The organism is Streptomyces sp. M41, assembly GCF_043673425.1.
Lineage (GTDB): Bacteria > Actinomycetota > Actinomycetes > Streptomycetales > Streptomycetaceae > Streptomyces.
Map to the genome: position 1 here is coordinate 296,777 of NZ_JBIMKE010000007.1, position 23,413 is coordinate 320,189.

The following is a 23,413-nucleotide window of genomic DNA, read 5'->3' on the forward strand; positions in this document are numbered from 1 at the left end:
CCGGGGCGGGTGGTGCGCGCCCGCGGCCGGCGGCGGAAGCGGGGCGGATCCCGGGCCGCGGCCGGTGAGGACACCGTCGCGTGGCGAAGGACAGGAGCGGCCTCGTTCAGCGGGCGCGGGCCCCGGCGCCCGGCGCGCGGGCCAGGAGAGAGGTGCGCAGTGCGCCGACGGTCTTCAGCAGTCGGTCGGCGGGGTCGCGCAGTCGGGGATGGGCCAGCACGGTGTTCCTCAGCCCGCGCACCGGTCTGCGCCACAGCCGGTGGGCCGCCGCCACCGGGTGCGGGCGGGCCGCGAACCCTTCGGCGACCCGCAGCTCACGCGTCTTGAGCCAGTCCTTGTACTCCTTCTCACCGCGCCCCATGTCCATGAGCGTCACCCCGTCGCGGCCCGCGGCCTCGGCCAGACGCAGATGCATCATCAGGCCGGGCGAGTAGTAGCCGAACTCGGGGTCGTAGGCGGTGAACCAGGCCGCGAACACCGAGCGCGAGCGCGGCCCGAAGTGCGCGGCGACCGGCCGGTCACCGGCGTACACCACGGACAGGACGCCGGTGAAGTGCTCCTCGCGGACCTGGAAGAGATGGTCGACCAGATCCACTATCCATGGCTTGGAGAACCGGTCCATCCGCCCCGTCCTGCGGTACTGGGCGGACTTCCAGCGCATGAGTGTGCGCAACGCGGCCGGATCGCGTTCGTCGTACACGAACCGCACCTCGCCCGCGTCCCGGCCCAGGCGGCGTTCCTTCTTCAGCGTCGTCTTGGCCAGCCCGGGGTAGGTGGCGCGCAGCCACGCCGGGTAGTCGCCCTCGCCGGGCTTGAGGTCCAGGACGGGAGAGGCGAACGTCCCGGTGACGTACGGGCCGAACGGCGGCTGTTCCTCGACGAGATGGTCGAACTCGAAGACGGCCAGTCCGCAGGCCCTCAGCAGTTCCCCGGTGTCCCAGGTCACTCCCGGCCGGTGCACCAGTGCCTGACAGTCGGACAGGCCGAGCCCGATGGCCCGGCCCGCTCCGTACACGGTGCGCTCGTAGGGGAAGAAGCCGACGGCTTCCCCGCCGTCGTGCAACACCGCGACCTGCGCCCCCTTGCGGTACCTGCCGACCCCGAGCGTGAACTCCGGGGCCAGGAAGGGGTTGGCGTAGTCGGGCGACTCGTCCATCGCCCGGTGCCACGCCCGGCGCAGCGACTCGTCCAGTTCCTCGGGTCTGTGAATGGTGATGGCACTCGTGGATCGCATCGCGACCGCTCCCCCCCAAAGTCCCCCAAGAGACGCTTTCGGGCATCTCGCCACCGTGTCCCCCATGTCGAGCTTTGTGGCGAGCTCAAACGTCGCGAACCTGTACGCACACTGTCAAGGCGCCTGAAGGATCCTTTAGCAGCGCTTGGTGACGCGGTGGCGATGCCGTGCCGGATCAGCGGATGGCGACGAGGACGTGGCTGTCGCCGTACTGCCAGACGGCGCCGGCATGCCGGAACCCCGCCTGCCGCAGCAGCCGTTCGTGTGCCCGGACGGAGAGGCGTACGGCGCTGTGGCCGCCTGCGACCGGCTGCCGGCGGCGGCGTTCGGCGAGGAGGTCGGTCAGTTCGGGGTCCGCCGCGGCGGCCTTCCACCAGGCGTCCCAGTCCTCGTGCGCGAGAGCGTGCGCGCGTTCGGCGTGGCGGCGGCCGACGCACTCGGCGAGATCCCCGAGCACGGCGTCGTCGGGCGGGAAGTGGTCGCCGTTGACGAGGACGCCGCCGGGGCGCAGCAGTGCCGCGAGCTGTCGGTAGGTGCGGTGCAGGGCGTCCGGGGCGAGGTAGTGCAGGGCCGTCGTCGACACGGCGGCGTCGAGCGGGCGGTCGAGGCGCAGGGCGTGGGTCCAGCCGTCCTCGCCGATCACCGCGTCGACGTAGCGGGCGGCGTCGGTGTGGTGGGTGCGGGCGAGCTCCAGCAGCAGCGGGTCCATGTCGACGCCCACGATGTCGGCGTGCGGCAGCCGGCGGGCCAGCCGGGCCGCCAGGGAGCCGGGTCCGCAGCCGAGGTCCACGATCAGGGGTCCGGACGGACGGCGGCCGGCCACGGTGTCCTCGACGACATCGGCGATCACCGTGAACCGTTCCTCGCGGTCCACGGCGTACCGCTGCTGCTGGCGCTCCCAACGCCGCACCCATCGCTCCGCCGTCGCCAGGCTCAGCCCCATCCCGCCGTGCACCTCGCCGTTCCGCACCTGTCCGCACCGTCCGCGCCGACCCTACAGGTGGAAACGGTTCCCATTCCGCCGTACGGGGGCGCGTCACCCGAGCGAGGCAAGCACGGCGAGCAGCCGGTCGATCTCCTCGACCGTGTTGTGGACGTGCAGACTCACCCGCACCGAGCCGGTCCGCTCCCCCGCGCTGCCCTGGCAGTGCTGGTCGGAGCGGACCATGAAGCCGTGGCTGAAGAGGATGAACCCGAGGTCCGGGGAGTCGATGCCGTGGTGCCGGAAGGTGACGATGCCCTGGCGCCGCTGCACCGAGGAGTCGGCGGCGAGGCTGGCCTGGCAGCCCAGGACCTCGTAGGCGTCGAGACGGCGCAGCCCGTCGGTGAGCCGGGACGCCAGGGTGACGGTCCATCGCTCGATCCGGTCGGTGCCGGCGGCGTCCAGCCAGTCCAGGGCAGCGGTGAGGGAGGCGATGCCGACGGTGTTGGGGGTGCCCGCCCAGCCGCCCGGTGTGAAGTCCGGCCCCCGTGTCCGGCGAGCCCAGACCGCTCCCGTGCCGGGCAGGGCCATGGCCTTGTGTCCGGAGAAGACGACGAAGTCGACGTCCAGTTCGGCCACGGACACGGGCAGATGGCCGACGCTCTGGGCGGCGTCCAGACAGATCACCGCGTCCGCGCCGACCGCCCGGCGGATGCGGTGGATGTTCATGTCGCCGCCGTACACGTGGTGGACATGGGTGACGGCGACGAACCGAGTGCGCCCACCGGCCTGATCGGCGAGCGCGGTGTGGTCGTAGTCGCCTGACGCCCGCTGGTACGGCATCGGCCGCACGCCGATATGGACGCCCTGCCGGGCGAGTTGCCGCGCGGTCTCCAGCCAGGGCACGATGTTGGCCTCGTGGTCGGCGACGGGGACGACGATCTCGTCGCCGTCGGCCAGGAGCCGGGGCAGCCAGTCACGGGCGATGGTGCGCAGGCCCTCGGTGGTACCGCTGGTGAAGTGCACCGCGGACGCCTGGGGGGCGGGGTCGCCGAGGAACCGCTTCACCCGGTCGCGGGCCTGCTCCACCAGGGCGGTGGTCCGGTTGGCCCAGGGGTAGGTGCCGCGTCCGGCGTTGGCGTTGGTCGTGGTGAGGTAGGAGTGAACGGCGTCGAGGACGGCCTGCGGCTTCTGGGCGGTGGCGGCGCTGTCGAGGTAGGCGAGCTCCGGGTGCGCGGTGACGATCGGGAACCGCGCCCGCAGATCCCGTTGCCACTCCCCCAACTCCTCGATGACAGCCGGACTTTGGTCGTCGGTCCTGGGTACGGTCATCCGATCAGTCCCGTACGAGGGGCGCGCCGGCGTCGCGCCAGGCGATGATTCCGCCGGTGAGGCTGCGGACGTCCGGGTGGCCCATGCGGGTCAGCAGGGCGGCGTGCCGGGCGGACTTCTCGCCGACCGGGCAGGCCAGCAGGACGGGTCGGTTGCGGCTGAACGGCAGCCCGCCGTGCAGGAGTTCCTCGAAGAGCTCGTCCACGATGTTGACCGAGCCGTCGATGTGCAGGGCGGCGAAGGCGTAGGGGCTGCGCAGGTCGACGACGAGGGGTTCGCCGGTGGCGATCCACTTCTGGGCGTCCGCGACACCGATGGCCGGTGCGGTGCGGATGTCGGCGTCCGTCAGATCGGCCAGGGAATTGCCGCGGCGCGGCCTGCCGAAGAGGTCGGGGCGCCGCTGACGGACATAGCTGAGATAGCTCTCGACCCGGTCGCAGACGATGAAGACAGCGGACTGCCGTTCGGTCAGTTCCTCGTCCAGGGCGCGCAGTTCCCGCACGGCGCCGAAATAGGCGGCTCCTCCGGTCGGGCCGGCCAGGATGCCGCAGCGGCGGTTGAGCGTCAGCATCCCCTCGATCGCGTCATCGGCGCGCACCGCCTCGATCGAGTCGTAGGTGCCCGGGTCGAACAGGCCCACCTCGTGCGCCTCGTCGATGGTGCGGATGCCGGGCACGAAGTCGGACTTGGCCGCGACCAGGCCGACGACCCGTACGGCCGGATCGTGTTCGCGCAGGGCGCGGGCGACACCGGTGGAGGAGCCCGCGGTGCCCACACAGGCGATGAACCAGTCCGGGGCCCGGCCGTCCAGGTCCTTGACGATCTCAGGTCCGGTGCCGGTGAAATGGGCGTCGGTGTTGCGGGGGTTGAAGTACTGGTCGGTGTGCAGGCTGGTGCCGCCGGGTTCGCGGAGGGTGCGGTGGAACAGCGTGAGCGGGTCATCGGTGGCCGTCGGGTCCAGGCATTCGCTCTGGCCGGGGAGTTCCTCGATCTCCGCGCCGAGCAACAGCAGCAGGTCCTTGATCTCCGGAATGCGCATCCGGTTGGTGACGCTTCTGAAGGTCAGGCCGTGCATGCCCGCGAGGACGGCCAGGGCCTTGGCGGTGTTGCCGCTCGACAGCTCGACGACCTGACCGCCCTGGCCGGCCGCGGCGGCCAGAAAAGGACGGGCCATGTTCCAGGCCGCCCGGTCCTTGACGGATCCAAAGGGGTTGAGCAACTCCAGTTTGGCGTACAGATCGATGTTCCTGAGGCCGTGCACGGCCGGATCGATGCGCACCAGCGGTGTGTTGCCGATGGCCTCGGTGATGCTGTCGTACCTCACTGCGCTCCCCCCACGGGTGTGGTCGGCCAGTACTGGTCGTCCAGGCACCAGCGCCAGGTGTCGCCCTCCCGCCAGGTGGCGACCTTGCGGGCGACGGGCTGGTGCTGGGCACGGGTGGCGTGGAAGTCCATGCAGTAGCCGGCCGTGTTGGCGAACGCCAGCAGGTCACCCGGTTCCGGGCGGCGGGGCAGGAAGACCGTGCGGCGGGTGATCAGGTCGGACTCCAGGCACAGGCTGCCGAAGAGGTGCACGGCGACGGGTCCGGCGCCTGTTCCCGTCTGGACCCGAGGGAGGACGACGGGGTCCATGAGCACCCCGTGCTCCTCCAGTGCCACGTCGTCGGACTTGACCGCGAGCCGGACGTGGAGGGGGCCGTCGTCCTCGTGTTCGCGCACCTCCAGCACCTTGGTCAGGGTCACTCCGCACTGGTCCAGCAGCGCTCGGCCGGGCTCGGTGTGCAGGTCGTAGAGGTGCTCGAGGAGGAGAGCCGCCAGGGGACGGCCGCCCAGCGACGGGGCCGGGTGGGAGAGGAGTTCGTCGAGATAGCGGGCACCGGCGACCGGGCGATGAGCGGGGTACAGGCCCAGCGCGCCGCGCAGGGTGCCGGCCTCGTCACGCAGCCCGTAGCCGTGGCCGCCGTACGTCAGGGGCGGGCGGGTGCCCAGCACGGCTTCGGTGAGTGCGGTCGTGTACCGCTCCCATTGCCCGCCGTCGGCCAGGTAGTTCACGCCGAACCCGCCGCCGATGTCCACGGCCCGGGGCCTGAGCCCGCGGCTGCGGCACTCCTCCAGCACCCGCAGACAGCCTTCCAGCGCCGTCGCCTTCTCGGTGAGGCTGGTCGTGTCCAGGTGGTAGGCCACCCCCGCCGGGTCGACGACGTCGGCATGCTGCTCGACCGCCTCCAACAGCCGGGCCCACTCCGCCACACCGGTGCCGAATCGGCTGCGCCGGCTCAGCACTCGTACGCCGGAGGTCTCGAACCCCGACAGGCGGAGCAGGACGCGGGTGGGCGGCAGGGCGTGTTTGCGGACCAGGGTGGCGAGTTGCTCCAGTTCGCCGCGCGTGTCGACGCTGACCGTGACCGACGCGCGGCCCGCGAGCCACAGGAACTCCGGGTTCTTCGGCCCGGTGGCGATGATCCGGTCGGGCGTGAAGCCGGCGCCCAGCGCGTGTTGCAGTTCCGCGAGCGAGGCGACGTCCACGCCCGCGTCCGTGGCGGCGAGCCGTCGCAGCAGGGCGCTGGAGCGGTTGGCCTTGTGGGCGAGGAAGATCTGCCCGGCCAGGTGGTGCTTGCCATAGACGGAGCGGAACTGCTGGAGATTTTCGGCGAGTTGGTCGGGGACGACAACGTTCAGCGGAGACCCGAGGGCGTCGGCGAGGGTGTGCAGCAGGCCCCGGGCGTCCAGTAACGAGCGCAGCCGGGTTTCCAGCCGCGGTGCGAGATACAAGGGCTGCCCGCCCATGCCCGGCCCTCCCCAGCGCTTCGGGCCCGACACTCCGGGCGCTGACGACCACTCCCCGCGGTTTGCCGTATAGCTCCTTTCCCTTGCTTCCGGCGGTTTACGCCCGGTCCCGACCGGCATGGGCGATTGCGTCAGCGGACGGCCGGAACCCGCCCGGTCCGGAACTGTGCATTCCGTGGTAGGGACACTCCAAGTTGAAGTGTTCGACGGGACGGAGGCGCCGTGTTCGGTGGGAGATGGGCCGTCGTGGTGCTCGTGGCCGGCGTGCTGGCGGTGACCGGGTGCTCCTCCGAGAACGGCGACGACGGCGACGGCAGCGCGGCGAAGCCGTCGGGGCCGGTCGTGAGCACCTCGACCACCGCACCCGTCTCGGCATCACCGGGCTCGACGCCACCCGGCTCCCCCGCGCCCGCACCGCCGGCCTCGCACTCGTCCTCGGCGCCCGCCTCCCCCACCGGGGCTGCCTCGCCGGTCCCCGTCTCCGGACCGGATCAGGAGCTGGTGACCATGGTGGTCACCGGCGGCTTCGCCGGCGTCCGCAAGCAGGTCACCCTGCGCGGCGACGGCACCCTGCACACCGACGACAAGGGCGAACGCGCCGTCCGCCGGGCCGGCCCGGCCGACTTCACCGAGCTGCGCACGCTGCTCGGCGACCCGGCCCTGGACGGCGTCTCCGACCTCACCAGGAACATGGAGGCGGCCGACCTGTTCCAGTACACGCTCCGGTTCGACGGCCGTACGGTCGTCACGGACCGCTCGGCCGAGGAGCCCGCCCTCGACCGGCTCATCGAGGCGCTGAGCGCCTGGCTGCCCGACCGGTGACCACGCCGCCCGGGCTCAGCCGCCCTGTCCCGTGATGTTGACCATCCAGGCGATGCCGAAGCGGTCCGTGCACATGCCGAAGACATCGCCCCACATCTGCTTCTCCAGCGGCACGGTGACCGTGGCGCCCTCGGCCAGCTTCTCCCAGTAGCCGCGCAGCTCGGCGTCGTCGTCGCCGCTCAGGCTGACGGACATGGTGTTGCCCGGCCGGTGGTCGCCCGTCGGGGTGTCGGCGCCCATCAGGGTGAAGCCGTTCGGGGCTTCGAGCATGCCGTGCATGATCTTGTCGGCCAGCGGGGTGTCCTTCTGGCCGAACTCGGCGTAGGTGTTGAGCACCAGGGTGCCGCCGAAGACGTCCTGGTAGAACTCCATCGCCTGCCGGGCGTCGCCGGCGAAGGTGATGTACGGGTTGAGACGCGAGGCCATGGATCCTCCCGGAGTGGGGCACGAGAACCGACTCAGCAGAAACTAGCGCGGGCCACTGACAGCGGCCCGCGCACACGTCCACTCGGCCTACGCCACGCCTGCTACAGGGTGCGCTCCAGGCGATCGGCCACCAGCTTCACGAAACGCGCGGGATCCTTCGGCTGGCCGCCCTCGGCGAGCACCGCCAGCGTGTGGAGCAGCTCGGCGGACTCGGCGAGACCCGAGTGGTCCGAGCCCTCCTTGTACGCCTGGTTCAGGCCCTTGACCAGCAGGTGTTCGGGGTTGAGCTCCAGGATCCGCTTGGTGCGCGGCACTTCCTGGCCCATGGCGCGGTACATGTTCTCCAGGGCCGGGGTCAGGTCGTGGGCGTCGGAGACGACGCAGGCCGGGGAGACGGTGAGCCGGGTCGACAGGCGGACCTCCTTGATGTCCTCCTCCAGCCGCTCCCGCATCCAGCCGAGCAGGCCGGCGTACTCCTCGGCCTGCTTCTCGCGCTCCTCACCGGCCTTGTCGTCGCCCTTGCCGTCGAGGTCGATCTCGCCCTTGGTGACGGAACGCAGCTTCTTGCCCTGGAACTCGCCCACGGTGTCGACCCACACCTCGTCGACGGCGTCGGTGAGCAGCAGGACCTCGATGCCCTTGTCCCGGAACGCCTCCATGTGCGGGGAGTTCTCGATGCTCTGCCGGGACTCACCGGTGATGAACCAGATGTCGTCCTGGCCGTCCCGCATCCGCTCCACGTACTGCGCGAGCGTGGTCGGTTCGTCGTCGGCGTGCGTGGTGGCGAACGAGGCGACGGCGAGGATGGCCTCACGGTTCTCGGAGTCGGTGACCAGGCCCTCCTTCAGGGCGGTGCCGAACTCGTGCCAGAACGTGGCGTAGCGGTCGGCGTCCTTGGTCATGAAGTCCTTGACCGTGGACAGGACCTTCTTCGTCAGCCGGCGCTGCATCATCTTGATGTGCCGGTCCTGCTGGAGGATCTCGCGGGAGACGTTGAGCGAGAGGTCGGCCGCGTCGACGACGCCCTTGACGAAGCGCAGGTACGGCGGGAGCAGCGCCTCGCAGTCGTCCATGATGAAGACGCGCTTCACATACAGCTGGACGCCGCGCTTGAAGTCCCGCGTGAACAGGTCGTGCGGGGCGTGCGAGGGGACGAAGAGCAGCGCCTGGTACTCGAAGGTGCCCTCCGCCTGAAGGCGGATCGTCTCCAGCGGTTCGCGCCAGTCGTGGCTGATGTGCTTGTACAGCTCGTGGTACTCGTCGTCCGACACCTCGTCGCGTGAGCGCGCCCACAGCGCCTTCATCGAGTTCAGCGTCTCGGGTTCGGGTGCGCTCTCGCCCTCGCCCTGCTCCGGGACCATCCGGATCGGCCAGGTGATGAAGTCGGAGTACCGCTTGACGATCTCCCTGATCGTCCAGGGCGAGGTGTAGTCGTGCAGCTGGTTCTCGGGGTCGGCGGGCTTCAGGTGCAGGGTGACGGAGGTGCCCTGCGGCGCGTCCGCGACCGTCTCCAGGGTGTACGTGGCCTCGCCGCGCGACGTCCAGCGGGTCCCCTGGTCCTCGCCGGCCCGCCGGGTCACCAGCGTCACCTCGTCCGCCGCCATGAAGCCGGAGTAGAAGCCGACCCCGAACTGCCCGATGAGCCCTTCGGCCCCAGCCGCGTCCTGGGCCTCCCGCAGCTCCTTCAGAAAGGTCGCGGTGCCGGAGTTGGCGATGGTGCCGATGAGCTTTCCGACCTCGTCGTACGACATCCCGATGCCGTTGTCCCGCACCGTGAGGGTGCGGGCCTCCTTGTCGATGTCGATCTCGATGTGCAGGTCCGACACATCGGCCTCGAGCGTGTCGTCCCGCAGCTTCTCCAGGCGCAGCTTGTCGAGCGCGTCGGATGCGTTGGAGACGAGCTCCCGCAGGAAGACATCCTTGTTCGAGTAGACCGAGTGGATCATCAGCTGGAGGAGCTGACGGGCCTCTACCTGGAACTCAAACGTCTCGGTCGGCATGGTTCGCGACTACCTCACAGGTCCAGTCACCTAAAACGGGTCGCAGTCACTCTAGGACACGACGTCGGCGCACTGTGCTGCGGTCGGAGGAAAAGCCCTGGCAGACGCTGCCGGGTGGATCAGGCGAGGTGGGCGAAGACGACGAGGTTCGCGGTGTAGTCACGGACCTGACGGTCGTAGTCGCCCGCGCAGGTGATGAGCCGGACCTGGGCCTGGGAGGTGTCGCCGTAGACGCGTTGGCTGGGGAAGTCGTCCTTGTCGAACGTCTCCACGCTGTCGACCACGAAGGACGCCTTGCGGCCGTCGGCCCGCAGCACCTGGAAGCGGTCCCCCTTCTCCAGCTCGCTGAGGTCGGCGAACACCGCGGGGGACGTCGCCGTGTCGACATGCCCGGCGATGATCGACGTGCCCGCCTCTCCGGGGGAGGCGCCCTCGGCGTACCAGCCGACGAGGTTGGTGTCATGGGCCGGCGGCGCTTCGAGCTGTCCGGTGCGGCCGATGGCGAGGTCGACGAACGGGGCGCTGACGGAGATCTTGGGGATGAGCAGGCGGGTCGGCCGTGACCTGGACAGATGCTTGCCCGCGGGCGCGGCGCCGGGTGAGGCCCGCCCGGCGGCCGACGGGGACGACCCGACCGCCGGTGAGGTGATCCCGGGTGGGGCGTGCGGTGCGCGGTGCCCCTCGGTCGTGTCGTCCTGTCCGCCGGGCAAGGTCATGACCATGACCATGGCGGCCACGGCGCCCCAGAACATCGTCACCGCTGTGCGCCTTATGCGCCGTGAGCTCGCGGCACCCGGTTCGGCGGAGGCCAGGTCGGCTTGGGGGGACGGGGGACGGCCGACGGCCATCGGGCACCACCTCATTCGGGCACAGCGGCAAAGACAACTCAGGGGTGGGAGGGCGAGGCCGCCGCGACGCGCGGCGCACGTGCGGCGGCCACAGCGGCTATGTCGTCGGGCATGGTCAGGCCATGTTCCCGGCGGCCTTCTTGCGGCGCAGCGCGTACATGCCGGTGCCGGCAGCCGCGAGCACGGCCAGGCCGCCCGCGGTCACACCCGGGGAGGACAGGCCGCCGCCGCCGGTGTGCATGCCGCCGCGCGGCTTGTCGTGGTCGCCGCCCCAGGACTCCTTGTCGTGGTCGCCGGCGTAGGAGTCCTTCTCGTGGTCGCCCTTCCACGAGTCGTCCTTGCCGTGGTCGTCCTTGCCGTGGTCGTCCTTGCCGTGATCGTCCTTCCAGGGGCCCTTCTCGTGGTCGTCGCCGCCCCACGTCTCCTGGCCGTGGCCGCCGCCCCAGTCGTCCTCGTTGTTCACGGCAGCAAGCGCTCCGCCACCCGTGTGCACCCCGCCACGCGGACCGTCGTGCTTGCTTTCCTTGTCGTGATCCTTGCTGTAGTCCTTGTCGTGATCCTTGCTGTAGTCCTTGTCGTGTTCCTTGCCGGAGTCCTTCTCGTACTCGTTGCCGGAGTCCTTCCCGTGCTCCTTGCCGGAGTCCTTCCCGTGCTCCTTCGTGGAGTCCGAGTCGTGCTTGCCGGAGTCGGAGTCGTGCTCCTTGCTGTGGGAGGACGGGTCCTCCGTTTCCCAGTCCCCGGCCGTGACGGCGTAGGCGGTGGGGGCGATCGCCAAGGCGGCCGTGGCCGTCGCGGTGGCGAGCAGCATGCGGACAGAGCGCATAGGTGAATCCTTCCGTCATGGCCTGGGCGGCTGACGCTTCATCACCACTGGAGCCAGGCCTTGACGTGATCCACCGTCAGCCATGACTGCCGGGCGCACCATCCGGAGCGTTCACACGGGTTACGACCACACTCCTACGGCCCTATGGCCTGGACCTACGGTGTGGATGCCCGTCCGAGGAGGTTTACGTCCTCCGGAAGTGGTCAGACGCGTGAAATGTCCCCGCACACCCCTGTACGGACCGCTCCCGCCCCGGCCACAGCCGCGTCACCTGCGCCTTCGAAGCAGCGGGACGCGTTCTTCGACAATGCCAAGTACGCGGCGATCGTGCTGGTGGCGGTGGGCCATGCGTGGGAGCCGCTGCGCGACGACAGCCGGACCGTCGACGCGCTGTACATGCTCGTGTACGCGTTCCACATGCCGGCGTTCATCATCATCTCCGGCTACTTCTCGCGCGGCTTCGACGGCCGTCCCGCGCGGGTGAAGCGCCTGGTGACCGGCCTCGTCGTCCCTTACGTCGTCTTCGAGACGGCGTACACCCTGTACACCAGGTGGACCGACCATGAGCCGGACCGCCCGGTCAGTCTGCTGGACCCGCTGTATCTGACGTGGTTCCTGGCGGCGCTGTTCCTGTGGCGGCTGACGACCCCGCTCTGGCAGCGGGTGCGCGCGCCGCTGCCGATCGCGCTCGGGGTGGCGATGCTGGCCACCCTGTCGCCGTCCATAGGCAACGATCTCGATCTCCAGCGCGCCCTTCAGTTCCTGCCGTACTTCGTGCTGGGTCTGCTGCTGAAGCCGGAGCACTTCCGGCTGGTCCGGCGGCGCGCCGTGCGGATCGCCGCCGTGCCGGTGTTCGCGGGGGCCTTCGTCGTGGCGTACTGGGCGGTGCCGCGGATGACGGGCAGCTGGTTCTACCACCGGGACAGCGCCGAGGAGCTGGGCGCGCCCGCGTGGTCCGGGCTCGTGATGACGCCGGTCCTGTTCGGCTGCTCGCTGCTGCTGGTGGCGTGCTTCCTGTCCTGGGTGCCCGGGCGGCGGCTGTGGTGCACGGTGCTGGGCGCGGGCACGCTGTACGGCTATCTGCTGCACGGCTTCGTCGCGCAGGGTTCGAAGCTCTGGGGCTGGTACGACCCCGCCTGGGTCCATGAGCCGCTCGGCGCGCTCGTCGTCACCGGGGTCGCCGCCGTCGTGGTGACCGTGCTGTGCACCCCGCCCGTCCGGCGCGCGCTGCGCTTCGTGGTGGAACCGGAGATGCGGTGGCTGTTCCGGCGGGAGGAGACGCGGGAGACGGCCGGTGGCGGGGTGGCCGTACGGGGCTGACGGCGGCCCTGGGGGTGTCCGACAGGTCTAGGGCTCGTGCACGAGCCCCGCGACATGTGCGGTGACCGTGTCGAGGATGTCGTTCCAGGCGGCCTCGTCGCCGAGCACGAGGTAGTTGAGGGTCAGCCCGTCGGTCATCGCGGCCAGATAGCGGGCCAGCACGGGGACGGGCACGCGGAGCCGGACGCCCATGGTGCGCCGCAGCTGGTCGATGAGGTCGGCGTAGGTCTCGGCGTACAGCTCGTGCTGCCGGCGCGCCAGGTGTTCGAAGCCGGGCCGGCGCAGGGCGTACTGCGTCAGCTCATAGGTGAGCATGTGCTCGTCCGGATGGGCGCGCACATGGTCCCAGTACGCCTGGAAGCCGGCCCGGATCGTCTCCTCCAGGGTGGCTCTGGGGCGGATGGCGTCCTTGACGACCGTGACGTAGTGCTCGGTGATGGTCGTGATGACGGATTCGACGAGCTCCTGCTTGGAGTCGAAGCAGTAGTGGAAGACGCTGAGCGAAACGCCCGCCTCGGCGGCGATGGACCGGGTGGTCGTCCTGGGGACGCCGTCCCGGGCCATCGCCCTGATCGCCGCTTCGGTGAGCTGTCGCCGCCGCTCGGCGGACGGCAACCGTGCCATGGAGCCCCTCTCGTGGGTGTCAGCTGCTGTGTACGCCGACCTCGTGCAGGGAGTATCCCCAGCCGGTGCCCCGGCCGAGCCCGTGGATGCGTACATGGCGGGCCGGGGTGCCGTCGAATCTGGCCGTGTCCAGGCCGCCGTCGCCGGCGGTGGTGGACCAGACGGTCCGCCAGTTGGTGCCGTCCGTGGAGAGCTCGATGCGGTACGACTTGCCGTAGGCGCGCTCCCAGTCGAGAGTGACCCGTTTGACGAGCTGGGTGGAACCGAGGTCGATCCTGAGCCACTGGTCGTCGCTCCAGCCGCTGGCCCAGCGCGTACGGCTGTCGCCGTCGACGGCCCGGTTCGGCTGGTAGCTGGTGAACAGGCTCCACTCCGAGGAGCTGGCCGAGGTGGCGGCGCCTCGTGCGAGGTTCGCCCCGGAGGCGTGGTTCTCGGAGGCCGCCCAGGTGTCGAGGTAGGACTCGGCGCCCCGGAAGAGGTCGTCCACGACGTCCTGGCCGCCGACGCGGCGGATGTCCTCGATCCAGTCGGGGACGAGGCCGTAGTGGGCGGCTCCGTCGGTGTTGAGGTCCCAGGTGCGTTCGCCGGTGGTCTGCCGGTCGATGACCGAGCCGCCGTCGACGCTCTTGAACGGGTATGTCACCTTGTTCGGCGCGTCTGCGCCGCGCGGTCCCGGCCAGCCGCCGACGCCGTTCATGTCGGTGCCGTAGGCGTAGCCCACGCCGTACTTGTCGCGCAGTGCCTCGGTGCGCTTCGCCTCCGCGATGAAGCCTTCGGAGCCGTGCATGTACTGGGCGATGAAGCCGCCGAGGCCATAGACCCGCTCGGTCCAGTCCATGTCCATCCAGCTGTGCGAGGAGAGCACGCCGGGGTAGGACTCGGCCTCGAAGATGTCGAGCACGCGGCCGGTGGCCTTGACGCTCATGTGGTCGATCTCGAGCATCATCTTGCGTTTCATCATGCCGCGCACGGCGTACTCACCGAGTTCGGTGAGCCCTCGGACGTTGCATTGCGCGTCCGCCTTGTACGAGGGGACGTCCACGCCCGCCGGGAGCTTCTTCTCGGCCGCCGCGGCTGCGGCGTTGCCGATCGGGTTGTCGTGCTGCGGGCCGGTGCATGTCTCGGTCTTCCAGAAAGTGCCGGTCGACAGGAACTGGCCGACGTTGATGGCGGTGCCGAGGGTGCCGGAGTCGAAGCGGACCCCGCACAGGGCGTTGTCGAACTTGTGGCACAGGAACATGCTGCGCACGCCCAGCGCGTGCAGCTCGTCCAGGCCCTTGTCGATGTCGGCCTTGCTGCACTGCGCGATGTCGAGGATCTGCTTGCAGCCGAACGGCTCGGAGGTCTCGACGCCGAGGATCACCGCCAGCTTGCCCTGCTCGATGACCTGGCGGGCCTGTGCGCTGTCGGTGACGATCCGGAACCAGCCCTTCCCCGGACCGCCGTACATCTTGTCGACGAAGGACTGCATGTCGTACGTCAGCTTGGCCTGGAGCCGGATCGACGTCATCTCGTCGCAGCTGCGGTCCTTGAAGAAGTACACGGAGCAGATCACGCCGTTGGTGACGAGGTCGTTGACCAGGACGCGCTGGCCGCCGCGCCAGGCGCGCTCCACCCAGGCGTAGTAGTTCTGCTGGTGGGTCAGCGAGTCGTGGGCGGGCCAGTCCTTGAAGGTGGGCCAGCCGTTCGGGTCGTGCTTGCCGTCGCCGCCGTTGGTGATGAAGTCGAAGATCGCGAGGGAGCCGTCCGGGTAGTGCTCGGGACAGTCCTTCAGGGCGTCGGCGATCCCCTGCTCCGAGAACGGCTTTCCGCAGATCAGACGGCCGCCGAAGGCCTCGTTGGAGAAGATGTGGTCGTGCGCGTCGACGAAACCGCGCACCTCGCCCTTGGCGTCGGTGCCCTTGAAGGGCTCTCCGGTCACGCCGACCTGGGAGTCGGGGGCGGGCCGTGCGGTCGGCTCCCACCAGTTGCCGGCCGCCGAACTCGGTGTGGGTCCGAGCACGACGGACAGCACGAGCAGGAGGAGCGACACAACGGTGACGTTCTTGCGTCGGCGGTACGGGCGTCCGGCACTGGTCACAGCCCACGTCCCTCGGTCGGCGACAGCGAGGTACGGCTTGTCATGACCTCGCAATATGTGCGACGAGGATGACCACTACGGCCTGACGAGTCAAGAGTCCGGGACAGATGACCTACTGGCGGACACGGATGCGTTACTGACGGGGCATCGGTTCACCGCTCGTGGGTGACCCGGATCTTCGACTGACCGTGCGGGAGTTCCTCCCAGTCCGTCATGAAGCGGGCCCGCAGGCCGTGTTTCGCGGCCAGTGCCACGAGGGTCTCGGTGCGGTAGTAGAAGTCCTCCCGCAGGACGTGATGTTCCTCGCCCTCGGTGCGGTCGAAGGTGAAGTCGAACCAGCCGTCGGGCGCCAGTACCCGCCCGACGTTGGCCAGGCACTCCTCGATGACCGGCAGCGGCGAGTGCGAGAAGACGCTGTGCGCGTGCACGACGTCGAAATGGGCGTCGGGCAGGAACCGGAACGTCAGGTCGCGCACGGGGGTCAGGGTGGGGAGCCGCCGCTGAAGGTCCATCTCGACGACCGTGTCCTGCGCGGCGAAGAGGATGTCGGGCGAGATGTCGATGCCGTAGTAGTGACCGGGTTCCAGGTGCTGGATGAACCGCCAGCCCGCCCGCAGATTGCCGCATCCGATCTCCAGCATCCGGTGCTCGGGGCGCAGGCCGTGGCCGGTCAGGTAGTCGAACTGCATCGCCCCGAGCGCCAGCCACCGCTCGCGGCTGTGACTGCCGACCGCCGCGTCCGGGTCGGCGCGGGTGTCGGAGCGCATCACGGCACGGTAGTAGGAGACGTGGTCCGGATACCGGCGGCGCAGCCACAGGTCGCGGGCGCTGCGGGCCAGATGGCGGGGGACGCGGCCGGGATGGCGCAGGGCGTAGGCGAGGCGATGGCCGAGGGCGGCGCGGTTGGCGGTGAGGTTCTTGGCCGGCATGGATTCGTGCCTTCCTGGGGACGCGGGGAGCCGCAGCGGCGATGACCGTGCCGGTCGGCTGCGGGGCCGTACACCGAGGATGCTCAACGGGGCGCCGCGGCGCCACAGGTGCGGGCCGACGGGACGGCGTTCGCGTGGCGCCGACGGGATGGCGGTCGTGGGGCGCCGACGGGGTGGCGGCCATGGGGCCGGGGCGGGCTCGGTGTGGCGCTGGGCGAGGGCCCAGGGGGTGGCCGACGGCACGCCCCGTCGGCGCGGGGGCCCCGCTCGGGGCATGCTGGAAGCCGGATGCGGATCCTGTGTGCTCTCGCCGTGCTGACCGCCGCGAACCTCCTGAACAACTGGCTCGCGCGGGGCCCCGCCCTGTACGTGGTGATCTGTGTGTCCGCGACGGCCGTACTGCTGCTCGTCGCGCGCTGGGACGGGCTCACCCGGGCCGATCTGGGGATCGACGCGGCGGGGCTGCGCCGGGGGCTGCGGTGGGCTCCCGTCCTGGTCGTTCTCGTCCTGCTGGTCCTGCTGCTTCTGCTCGCCGTGCCGGCCGGCCGCGAGGCGTTCCGGGACGCGAGGGCGGCGGACCTGTCCGTGGGACGGCTCCTGTGGGTGACGCTGGTGCGGGTGCCGTTCGGGACCGTGCTGCTGGAGGAGACCGCCTTCAGGGGCGTGCTGTGGGCCATGATCCGGCGCCGGCACGGCACGACCCGGGCCACGGTGGTGTCGTCGCTGCTGTTCGGCCTGTGGCATCTGATGCCCTCACGGGGCGTCAACCGGTCCAACGCCGCCGTCGCCTCGGTCTTCGGGGACGGCCCGGCCGGCGTGGCGCCGACGGTGGCCGTGGCGATCGCCGTCACGGCCGTCGCCGGGGTCGTCCTGTGCGAGCTGCGCCGCCGCTCCGGCAGTCTGCTCGCGCCCATGGCCTTGCACTGGGCGGTCAACAGCCTCGGTTACGCGTTCGCCTGGGCGGCGGCCCGCTGGTGGCTCGACGACTGAGCGCCGCCCGCACGGCCGTCAGAAGTTGATCATGTGACCGGCGAGTCCGTGGACCGCTTCCTTGACCGCCTCACCGAGGGTCGGATGGGCGTGGACGTTACGGGCGACCTCATGGACGGTCAGGTCCCACTGCTGGGCCAGGGTCAGCTCGGGCAGCAGCTCGGTCACGTCCGGGCCGATGAGGTGGCCGCCGATCAGTTCGCCGTGGGTGGCGTCACTGATCAGCTTCACGAAGCCCGTGGCGTCGCCCAGGCCGTGCGACTTGCCGTTCGCGGTGAAGGGGAACTTGGCGACCTGCACGTCGTAGCCCAGCTCTCGGGCCTGGGCCTCGGTGTAGCCGAAGCTCGCGATCTGCGGCTGGCAGTAGGTGGCGCGCGGGATCATCGCGTAGTCCAGCTCCATGGTCTCCGCGTCCGCGATGGTCTCGGCGGCCACGATGCCCATCGCCTCCGCGGCGTGCGCGAGCATCAGCTTCGCCGTCACATCCCCGATGGCGAAGATGTGCGGGACGGAGGTACGGCAGCGGCCGTCGACGTCGATCGCGCCGCGCTCGGTGACGGTCACACCGGTGCTCTCCAGGCCGTAGCCGCCGACGTTCGGCGCGAAGCCGATCGCCTGGAGCACCTTGTCGGCCTCCAGGACCTGTTGGGCGCCGTCCTTGCCGGTGACCGTGACACGCACCTGCTCGCCGGACTCGTCGACGCCGTCGACGCGGGTGGAGGTGCGGACGTCGATGCCCAACCGGCGGTACTGCTTGGCGAGTTCGGCGGAGACCTCGGCGTCCTCCGAGGGAGCCATCCGGTCCAGGAACTCCACGATGGTGACCTTCACACCGTAGTTGTGGAGCACGTAGGCGAACTCGAGGCCGATCGCGCCGGCGCCCGCGATGACGATCGACCCCGGCAGTTCCTCGGCCAGGATCTGCTCCTCGTAGGTCACCACGCGTGCGCTGCGCCGCGTGCCGGGCAGCAGCTTCGGGGTGGCGCCGGTGGCGATGATGCAGTGGTCGAAGCCGACGGTGCGCGTCTCGCCGTCGTAGCCCGCCACCTGGAGGGTGTGCGGGTCCAGGAAGGTGCCGCGCCCGTCGATCTCGGTGATCTTGTTCTTCTTCATCAGGTAGTGGACGCCCTTGACCCGGCCGTCCGCGACCTTGCGGCTACGGCTGAACGCCTCGCCGTAGTCGAAGGAGACCGTGCCGTCCACCTTGATGCCGAAGGTCTTCGCCTCACGCGTGAAGATGTGCGCCAGTTCGGCGTTGCGCAGCAGTGCCTTGCTGGGGATGCAGCCCACGTTCAGGCAGACGCCGCCCCAGTACTTCTCCTCCACGACGGCGACGCGCTTGCCCAGCTGGGCGGCGCGGATGGCGGCGACGTAGCCGCCCGGGCCCGCGCCGAGGACCACGACATCGAAGCGCTCGTCCTGCTCGACCATGGAGAGTTCCTTCCTGAGTACGACGTCCTGCTCTGCCGGTGTCGGCCTCGGCGAGAAGATCGCGTCGGCTTCCTCCAGCATGACCGCATCGGCGCGCTCGTGTGGCGATGCGGGAGAGTGTGACGAGGCACTCAGGTGGGTGCGCGGCGGCGCCGGGTCGTGCCCTGCTCAGCCCAGGCAGAGGACGTTGAGCACGCAGAGCTGGGTGGGGGAGGTCTCCTCCGGTGCGGGGTTCGACTGCGGCGGGGGCGTCCGGTCGTCCGCGCCCCCGGTCGCCGTCGGGGCCGGTGCCGGCTGCTGCTCGGGCGTGGTGCCGGAGTCGTCGCCGGCGTCCGTGCCGCCGGGCGGGGAGACCGACTCGGTCCGCGGGGCCTCGGGGGCCGTCGCGGGAGGTGTGGTCGCCGCGTCCGGTCGGGTGAGCTGCCGGGTGGTGTGCGGTGTGGTGATGGGCTCGCGCGCGACGTTGGTCGGGGACGGCTTGGACGGGGTGTCGGAGGTGCGCGGGGCGGTGCGGGTGTCCGGCGGGGTGGACTCCGGACGGGTGAGCTCCGGCGCCTGGTGCTCCGTGGCCGCCGCCGTGTTCGGCTTCTCCGGTGCGGTGGCCGCCTGGGCCTTGTCGGCGGAACCCCGGTTCAGCGCCGAGACGGTCAGGCCGCCGCCGACCAGGGCGACGGCGGTCGCGACCACGGCCCGGCGCTGGTTCTTCTTCCAGCGGGCCCGCTGACGCCGCCGGGCCGCCCGGCCCTGCGGGGCGAGGTGCACCCCTTCGGCGTCGGCTTCGACGTCGGCGCTCACGTCCTCGTCGGCCGCCGGGGCCGCGGACTCGGCGAAGGTGTGCGAGGCGTCGGAGGCGGCCACGCGGGCAGGCGCCGTCTCGTCCCGGAAGTAGCCGTCGTACCAGGTGTCGGTGGCGGGGTTCTCCCAGGCCGCCGCCGCGGTCGCCGCCGGGCCCGGCAGGGCGGGCGCTCCGGGGGCCCCGGTCGCGGAGGGGGCGATGTCCGGGGCGTAGGCGCCGCAGCCGGGGCACACGAGGGCACCGTTGAGGTGCCGACGGCACGACGAGCAGTAGTCCATGTGGTCTTCCTGGGTCGACTGCGCCACCGGCCCTGCTCGGCCGCGGCCTGGTCATGTTCGTCCCGAGAGATCGAACGGCCAGAACGCTAACGACGCTTTCGACGGGCTGTGTGCAGCCCGAGTGATACTCCTGCGCAGATGTCACAGGAAGTGTGTGCGCCCCGTGACCCGCTCCGGCGGTCACGGCAGCCGTGTCAGCCCTCGCACTCCGGGTCGCAGCAGCCCTCGCGGCGCATCCGGCGGCCGACCTGGAGCCAGTACTCGGCACCGGTCGGGTGTGAAGGCTGCGGGGAGGACCGGCGGGTGTCCGGCGTGTCGAAGGCGTCGACCAGGTCCGCCTGCTTGAACAGGACGCCGCCGCGGAGCACCGCCACCGTGCGGATCAGGGTGGCGAAGTCGGTGAACGGGTCGCCGTCCACGACCGTGAGATCGGCGAGCCTGCCTTCCTGAAGGGTGCCCAGGTCGCCCTCGGCTCCGAAGACCCGTGCGGGGAGCAGGGTCGCGGTGTGCAGGGCCTCGGCCGGTGACAGGCCGGCGCCGTGCAGGGCGCGCAGGGCCAGATGCAGGTGCAGTCCGGCCGGGACGATCGGCTGGTCCGTGCCGAGCGCGACCAGGCCACCACCCGCGAGGATGCGCCGGTAGACGCTCATCTCCCTTTCCAGTGTCGCCAGTTGGGCTCCGGTGGGCGGCTGCCCCGCCTGCTGGTGGACGAGTGCCGTGTCCCAGGGCGGCATGAGCACGGTGACGCGGGGGTCCTCGGCGAGCGCGGGATCGGAGCCGAGCAGCGCGAACGCCGTGAAGGGCGTGGCCACGAGGTGGAAGTCGGTGGCGGTGTAGATCTCCACGACGTCCTGGTAGGCCCTTGCGGTCGCCGAGGTGGCGTGACCGAACTCCAGTCGCTGGGTGGCCTGGAGGTGGGTCGTCAGGTCCTGCCCTGACTGCACACCGGGGGTGCACAGATGACTGCCGCTGCGCACACCGAGGCGGTGGTGGCCGAAGTCCGCGGCCTCCCGCATCACCCAGGCCGGAGCTCGTACGTACGTCTTCACGAAGTCCCAGTCCAGGGCCGCCGCGCGCGCCAGTGTGCGGCGCAGCCCCTCCCGGGTGCGGTGGGCGCGGCCCATGCTGTAGGCGACCCGCGCCCCGTCGAGCAGTTCGCCGGTGGTCAGCAGCCGGGGTCCGGCCATGTCTCCGGCGGCGACCGCCTCCCGGATGCGGGCCTGCTCGTAGGCGAAGCCGCCGAGCGAGACGGCCGTGGTGATGCCGTACGCGAGTTGGAGCGCGGTCTGCCGGCCGCCGTACGTGGTCTGCCAGGGGTGGGTGTGCGCGTCCCACAGGCCGGGGATCACGGTGCGCTCGCTCGCGTCGACGTGGTGGGCCGCGGGGCGGCGGCCGGCGCGGTGCGGGGACACCTCGGCGATGCGGCCGTGCCGGATCACGACGTCGACGTTCTCCCGGACGTCGGGACCGGTTCCGTCCCAGAGGCGGCCCGCGTGCACGACCGTGTCCGCCGGGCGCGGCCGGCGGTGGTCCAGGGGGACTCGGACGGTACGGGTGCTGCCGCTGCCGATGTCGAGCAGGCGCAGGGTGCCCGCCGAGAGGTGGAGCAGCGTCCGGGCGTCCGCGGACCAGGACGGGTGGTCGGCGACTTCGTCGGTGAGGCGGCGGGGCTCGCCGTCCGGGGTGCCGTCGGCCGTGACCGGCAGCAGCCACAGGGCGGACTCGGCGATCACGGCCATCCAGCGGCCGTCCGGGGACCAGACGGGGCCGGAGTCATAGCGGTCGGACAGCGAGGTATGGGGAGCGAGGGCGTGCAGGACGGACGTACCGGTGGTGGTGTCGACGACGCGGATGAGGTTGTAGCCCTCGCGGAAGCGCTGGTTGAGACGGTTGCGGTCGCACAACGCGACGTATCTGCCGTCGGGCGACCAGCTGGGGCGGCCGGGCAGTCCGCCCGCGCCGAGCGGGGCGGCGAGGGTCCGTTCGGCGCCGTCGGGCAGGTCGCGCACCACCAGGTTGCCGGACATGTCCAGGCAGGCCAGCCGGGTCCCGTCGGGCGAGAGGGCGGGGAAGACCCGGCCGCCCCCGGCGAGCACGGTCTCCTCGCCGGTGGCGAGGTCACGGTGCCGTACGGCGAACAGCCCGGCACGGTCGTCGGTGTACACCAGCGCCGTGCCGTCCGGCGTCCAGACCGGCGCCGACACATAACGGGTGGCGGGGACTTGAACGACCTTGCGGGGCGGGCGGCCACCTCGGGTGCCGCATGTCCACAGCGCGTTGAGCGCGGCGAAGGCGACGCTGCGGCCGTCCGGTGACAGCGCGGGCAGATGCAGGGCACGGACGGGGCGGACACCGGTGCCGTCGAAGTCGTACGCCTTGACGCGGTAGCGGGGGCGGTCCACGGGCAGCGGCGCCGTGAACGGGATGTCCTCGCCGTCGCCCGGAGTGTCGGGGTCGAGCAGGCGGAACCGGCCGTCGACGGTGAGCAGCAGTCGCCCGCCGTCGGTCCAGCGGGGCGGCGCGGGAAGGACGTCGCCCGCCACGGGGACCGGCTTGCCGTCGACGACGAGGGTGCAGGAGGCCGCGGGCGAGGCCGTGGTGCGCAGGTGTGCCAGGCGTCCGGTGGGCGAGACGGCGGGGGTCACGAGCTGGGCGCCGGAGTCGTCGGTGTGCTCGATGGTGATGGGGCCCGTGCCGTCGGCGGCCACCGACGCGAGGGTGGCGGCGCGGAGGGTGTTCGTAGGTGTGACGGTGGCTCGGACGAACAGCACCCGCTTCCCGTCGGGGCTCCAGGTGGGGTCGAAGTCCTCCCAGCGGGCGTCCGGTCGCGACTCCTGCTCGCCGCTGCCTCGGCCGCCTGGCCGGCCGGGTCCCCGCTGTCCCGGGTGCCCGGTGAGCCGGGTGAGCTCGCCGGTGCGTACGTCCACGACCCAGATGCGGTACGGGGCGCCGGTCACGGTGTCGCCGCCGCGCTCCGAGGCGAACGCGATACGGGTGCCGTCCGGCGACCACGCCGGGCCCCGGTCGTCCCAGGGGCCGTCGGTGAGCTGCCGCAGGCCGCTGCCGTCGGGCCGCAGCGTCCAGAGGTGGAAGCCACCGTCGCGGAAGGCGCACACGACGAGCAGGGTGCCGTCGGGCGAGAACTGGGGGCGAGTGGGTTCCAGGCCGGGCGCGGTGAGCGGGACGGCGGTGCCGCCCTTGCGCGGGAGCGACCAGAGCACGTTCTGGATCTCGGCGACCAGCCGGTCACCGGCCGGGGCGAGGGTCGCGGAGCCGCCGGTGGCGGCGGTGAAGGTGAGGGTGGTCGCCGAGGACGCGGCGGTCGCGGCCCGTGTGCCGGAGGCGGCGGTGGCGGCCGGTGCGCCGGCCGTGGTGAGGGCGGAGGCCGTGACGGTGGCCGTGGCGGTGGCTCGGAGGAATCCGCGGCGGGAGAGCGGCCCGGCGCGGAGGGAGTCTGCGGCGCCTTCAGGGGCTGTGGTGCCTTCAGGGGCTGCGGGGGCTGCGAAGTCCAAGGAGGCTCCCAGAGCGCGGAGTTGGCGGGCGGGACAGGAGAGACCGCTGGTGGCAACATACGGGTGCGAAGCGGTTCACGGATCCCGGAGCGAAGGTTTCGCGCAATCGGGGGACTCTGCCCGCCGGCGAAGTGCCGGACGTACGGCGCGCCCCGGGGCGGCACCGGTCCACGGGCCGAGCGCTAGTGACCTGAGTCAGAGATTCGTCGGCAGTATGCGGCGACTTTGTCGAGGATCTCGTCTGCGGTCTTCGTCCAGA

Annotated in this window: 18 protein-coding genes; 3 read left to right on the forward strand and 15 right to left on the reverse strand. The window is 71.1% G+C overall.

Annotated features, from left to right (window positions below):
* Nucleotides 1–106: 106 nt before the first annotated feature.
* The 5 genes from ACHBTE_RS13115 to ACHBTE_RS13135 all read right to left on the reverse strand — a co-directional run bounded on the left by ACHBTE_RS13115 (nt 107) and on the right by ACHBTE_RS13135 (nt 6,275).
* Complete coding sequence (locus tag ACHBTE_RS13115; RefSeq protein WP_394723915.1) at nt 107–1,234, reverse strand: GNAT family N-acetyltransferase; 1,128 nt, start codon at nt 1,232–1,234, stop codon at nt 107–109.
* A 175-nt stretch (nt 1,235–1,409) separates the two neighbouring features.
* Nucleotides 1,410–2,177 carry a class I SAM-dependent methyltransferase gene (locus tag ACHBTE_RS13120; RefSeq protein WP_394723945.1) on the reverse strand — a complete coding sequence of 256 codons (768 nt, stop codon included), beginning with the start codon at nt 2,175–2,177 and terminating at the stop codon, nt 1,410–1,412.
* A gap of 93 nt (nt 2,178–2,270) precedes the next feature.
* The gene (locus tag ACHBTE_RS13125; RefSeq protein ID WP_394723916.1) at nt 2,271–3,488 is read right to left on the reverse strand and encodes an aminotransferase class V-fold PLP-dependent enzyme; all 1,218 of its coding nucleotides are present in this window, start codon (nt 3,486–3,488) and stop codon (nt 2,271–2,273) included.
* Between the two features lie 4 nt (nt 3,489–3,492).
* Nucleotides 3,493–4,812 carry a pyridoxal-phosphate dependent enzyme gene (locus ACHBTE_RS13130; protein WP_394723917.1) on the reverse strand — a complete coding sequence of 440 codons (1,320 nt, stop codon included), beginning with the start codon at nt 4,810–4,812 and terminating at the stop codon, nt 3,493–3,495.
* Nucleotides 4,809–6,275: a Y4yA family PLP-dependent enzyme gene (locus ACHBTE_RS13135; RefSeq protein WP_394723918.1), complete on the reverse strand. Its 1,467-nt coding sequence runs from the start codon at nt 6,273–6,275 to the stop codon at nt 4,809–4,811. The genes ACHBTE_RS13130 and ACHBTE_RS13135 overlap by 4 nt, the downstream gene beginning before the upstream one ends.
* A 222-nt stretch (nt 6,276–6,497) precedes the next feature.
* Between ACHBTE_RS13135 and ACHBTE_RS13140 the strand changes: the two genes are divergently transcribed.
* Entirely contained in the window at nt 6,498–7,097 is a 600-nt protein-coding gene (locus ACHBTE_RS13140) for a hypothetical protein (RefSeq protein ID WP_394723919.1), read from the forward strand.
* Nucleotides 7,098–7,112: 15 nt separating this feature from the next.
* On the opposite strand, the gene ACHBTE_RS13145 is transcribed toward ACHBTE_RS13140, so the two are convergent.
* The 4 genes from ACHBTE_RS13145 to ACHBTE_RS13160 all read right to left on the reverse strand — a co-directional run bounded on the left by ACHBTE_RS13145 (nt 7,113) and on the right by ACHBTE_RS13160 (nt 11,194).
* A complete protein-coding gene (locus tag ACHBTE_RS13145) occupies nt 7,113–7,523 on the reverse strand; it encodes a VOC family protein (RefSeq protein ID WP_394723920.1) in 411 nt (136 codons plus the stop codon).
* A 101-nt stretch (nt 7,524–7,624) separates the two neighbouring features.
* Nucleotides 7,625–9,523: a molecular chaperone HtpG gene (htpG, locus tag ACHBTE_RS13150; RefSeq protein WP_394723921.1), complete on the reverse strand. Its 1,899-nt coding sequence runs from the start codon at nt 9,521–9,523 to the stop codon at nt 7,625–7,627.
* 119 nt (nt 9,524–9,642) lie between these two features.
* Nucleotides 9,643–10,371: a class F sortase gene (locus ACHBTE_RS13155; RefSeq protein ID WP_394723922.1), complete on the reverse strand. Its 729-nt coding sequence runs from the start codon at nt 10,369–10,371 to the stop codon at nt 9,643–9,645.
* Between the two features lie 115 nt (nt 10,372–10,486).
* Nucleotides 10,487–11,194 (reverse strand): hypothetical protein, encoded by a 708-nt coding sequence (locus ACHBTE_RS13160; RefSeq protein WP_394723923.1) that lies wholly within the window; start codon nt 11,192–11,194, stop codon nt 10,487–10,489.
* Between the two features lie 216 nt (nt 11,195–11,410).
* Between ACHBTE_RS13160 and ACHBTE_RS13165 the strand changes: the two genes are divergently transcribed.
* A complete protein-coding gene (locus tag ACHBTE_RS13165) occupies nt 11,411–12,514 on the forward strand; it encodes an acyltransferase family protein (RefSeq protein ID WP_394723924.1) in 1,104 nt (367 codons plus the stop codon).
* Between the two features lie 27 nt (nt 12,515–12,541).
* Here the strand turns inward: ACHBTE_RS13165 and ACHBTE_RS13170 are convergent, their stop codons facing one another.
* From ACHBTE_RS13170 to ACHBTE_RS13180, 3 genes are all read right to left on the reverse strand, one after another.
* Nucleotides 12,542–13,138: a TetR/AcrR family transcriptional regulator gene (locus tag ACHBTE_RS13170; RefSeq protein WP_394723925.1), complete on the reverse strand. Its 597-nt coding sequence runs from the start codon at nt 13,136–13,138 to the stop codon at nt 12,542–12,544.
* Between the two features lie 19 nt (nt 13,139–13,157).
* Nucleotides 13,158–15,218 carry a discoidin domain-containing protein gene (locus ACHBTE_RS13175; protein ID WP_394723926.1) on the reverse strand — a complete coding sequence of 687 codons (2,061 nt, stop codon included), beginning with the start codon at nt 15,216–15,218 and terminating at the stop codon, nt 13,158–13,160.
* A 152-nt stretch (nt 15,219–15,370) separates the two neighbouring features.
* Complete coding sequence (locus ACHBTE_RS13180) at nt 15,371–16,147, reverse strand: class I SAM-dependent methyltransferase (protein WP_394723927.1); 777 nt, start codon at nt 16,145–16,147, stop codon at nt 15,371–15,373.
* 288 nt (nt 16,148–16,435) lie between these two features.
* Between ACHBTE_RS13180 and ACHBTE_RS13185 the strand changes: the two genes are divergently transcribed.
* Nucleotides 16,436–17,137: a CPBP family intramembrane glutamic endopeptidase gene (locus tag ACHBTE_RS13185; protein ID WP_394723928.1), complete on the forward strand. Its 702-nt coding sequence runs from the start codon at nt 16,436–16,438 to the stop codon at nt 17,135–17,137.
* Nucleotides 17,138–17,155: 18 nt separating this feature from the next.
* On the opposite strand, the gene lpdA is transcribed toward ACHBTE_RS13185, so the two are convergent.
* From lpdA to ACHBTE_RS13200, 3 genes are all read right to left on the reverse strand, one after another.
* Complete coding sequence (lpdA, locus tag ACHBTE_RS13190) at nt 17,156–18,568, reverse strand: dihydrolipoyl dehydrogenase (RefSeq protein ID WP_394723946.1); 1,413 nt, start codon at nt 18,566–18,568, stop codon at nt 17,156–17,158.
* 168 nt (nt 18,569–18,736) lie between these two features.
* Nucleotides 18,737–19,669 (reverse strand): hypothetical protein, encoded by a 933-nt coding sequence (locus tag ACHBTE_RS13195; RefSeq protein WP_394723929.1) that lies wholly within the window; start codon nt 19,667–19,669, stop codon nt 18,737–18,739.
* A gap of 167 nt (nt 19,670–19,836) precedes the next feature.
* Nucleotides 19,837–23,154: an amidohydrolase family protein gene (locus ACHBTE_RS13200; RefSeq protein ID WP_394723930.1), complete on the reverse strand. Its 3,318-nt coding sequence runs from the start codon at nt 23,152–23,154 to the stop codon at nt 19,837–19,839.
* Nucleotides 23,155–23,413 lie beyond the last annotated feature (259 nt).

Bases quoted from the DNA above. Each gene is read 5' to 3' on its own strand.
- ACHBTE_RS13115 (WP_394723915.1), bottom strand. From the start codon at position 1,234: ATGCGATCCACGAGTGCCATCACCATTCACAGACCCGAGGAACTGGAC.
- ACHBTE_RS13120 (WP_394723945.1), bottom strand. From the start codon at position 2,177: ATGGGGCTGAGCCTGGCGACGGCGGAGCGATGGGTGCGGCGTTGGGAG.
- ACHBTE_RS13125 (WP_394723916.1), bottom strand. From the start codon at position 3,488: ATGACCGTACCCAGGACCGACGACCAAAGTCCGGCTGTCATCGAGGAG.
- ACHBTE_RS13135 (WP_394723918.1), bottom strand. From the start codon at position 6,275: ATGGGCGGGCAGCCCTTGTATCTCGCACCGCGGCTGGAAACCCGGCTG.
- ACHBTE_RS13145 (WP_394723920.1), bottom strand. From the start codon at position 7,523: ATGGCCTCGCGTCTCAACCCGTACATCACCTTCGCCGGCGACGCCCGG.
- htpG (WP_394723921.1), bottom strand. From the start codon at position 9,523: ATGCCGACCGAGACGTTTGAGTTCCAGGTAGAGGCCCGTCAGCTCCTC.
- ACHBTE_RS13155 (WP_394723922.1), bottom strand. From the start codon at position 10,371: ATGGCCGTCGGCCGTCCCCCGTCCCCCCAAGCCGACCTGGCCTCCGCC.
- ACHBTE_RS13160 (WP_394723923.1), bottom strand. From the start codon at position 11,194: ATGCGCTCTGTCCGCATGCTGCTCGCCACCGCGACGGCCACGGCCGCC.
- ACHBTE_RS13165 (WP_394723924.1), top strand. From the start codon at position 11,411: ATGTCCCCGCACACCCCTGTACGGACCGCTCCCGCCCCGGCCACAGCC.
- ACHBTE_RS13170 (WP_394723925.1), bottom strand. From the start codon at position 13,138: ATGGCACGGTTGCCGTCCGCCGAGCGGCGGCGACAGCTCACCGAAGCG.
- ACHBTE_RS13180 (WP_394723927.1), bottom strand. From the start codon at position 16,147: ATGCCGGCCAAGAACCTCACCGCCAACCGCGCCGCCCTCGGCCATCGC.
- ACHBTE_RS13185 (WP_394723928.1), top strand. From the start codon at position 16,436: ATGCGGATCCTGTGTGCTCTCGCCGTGCTGACCGCCGCGAACCTCCTG.
- lpdA (WP_394723946.1), bottom strand. From the start codon at position 18,568: ATGGTCGAGCAGGACGAGCGCTTCGATGTCGTGGTCCTCGGCGCGGGC.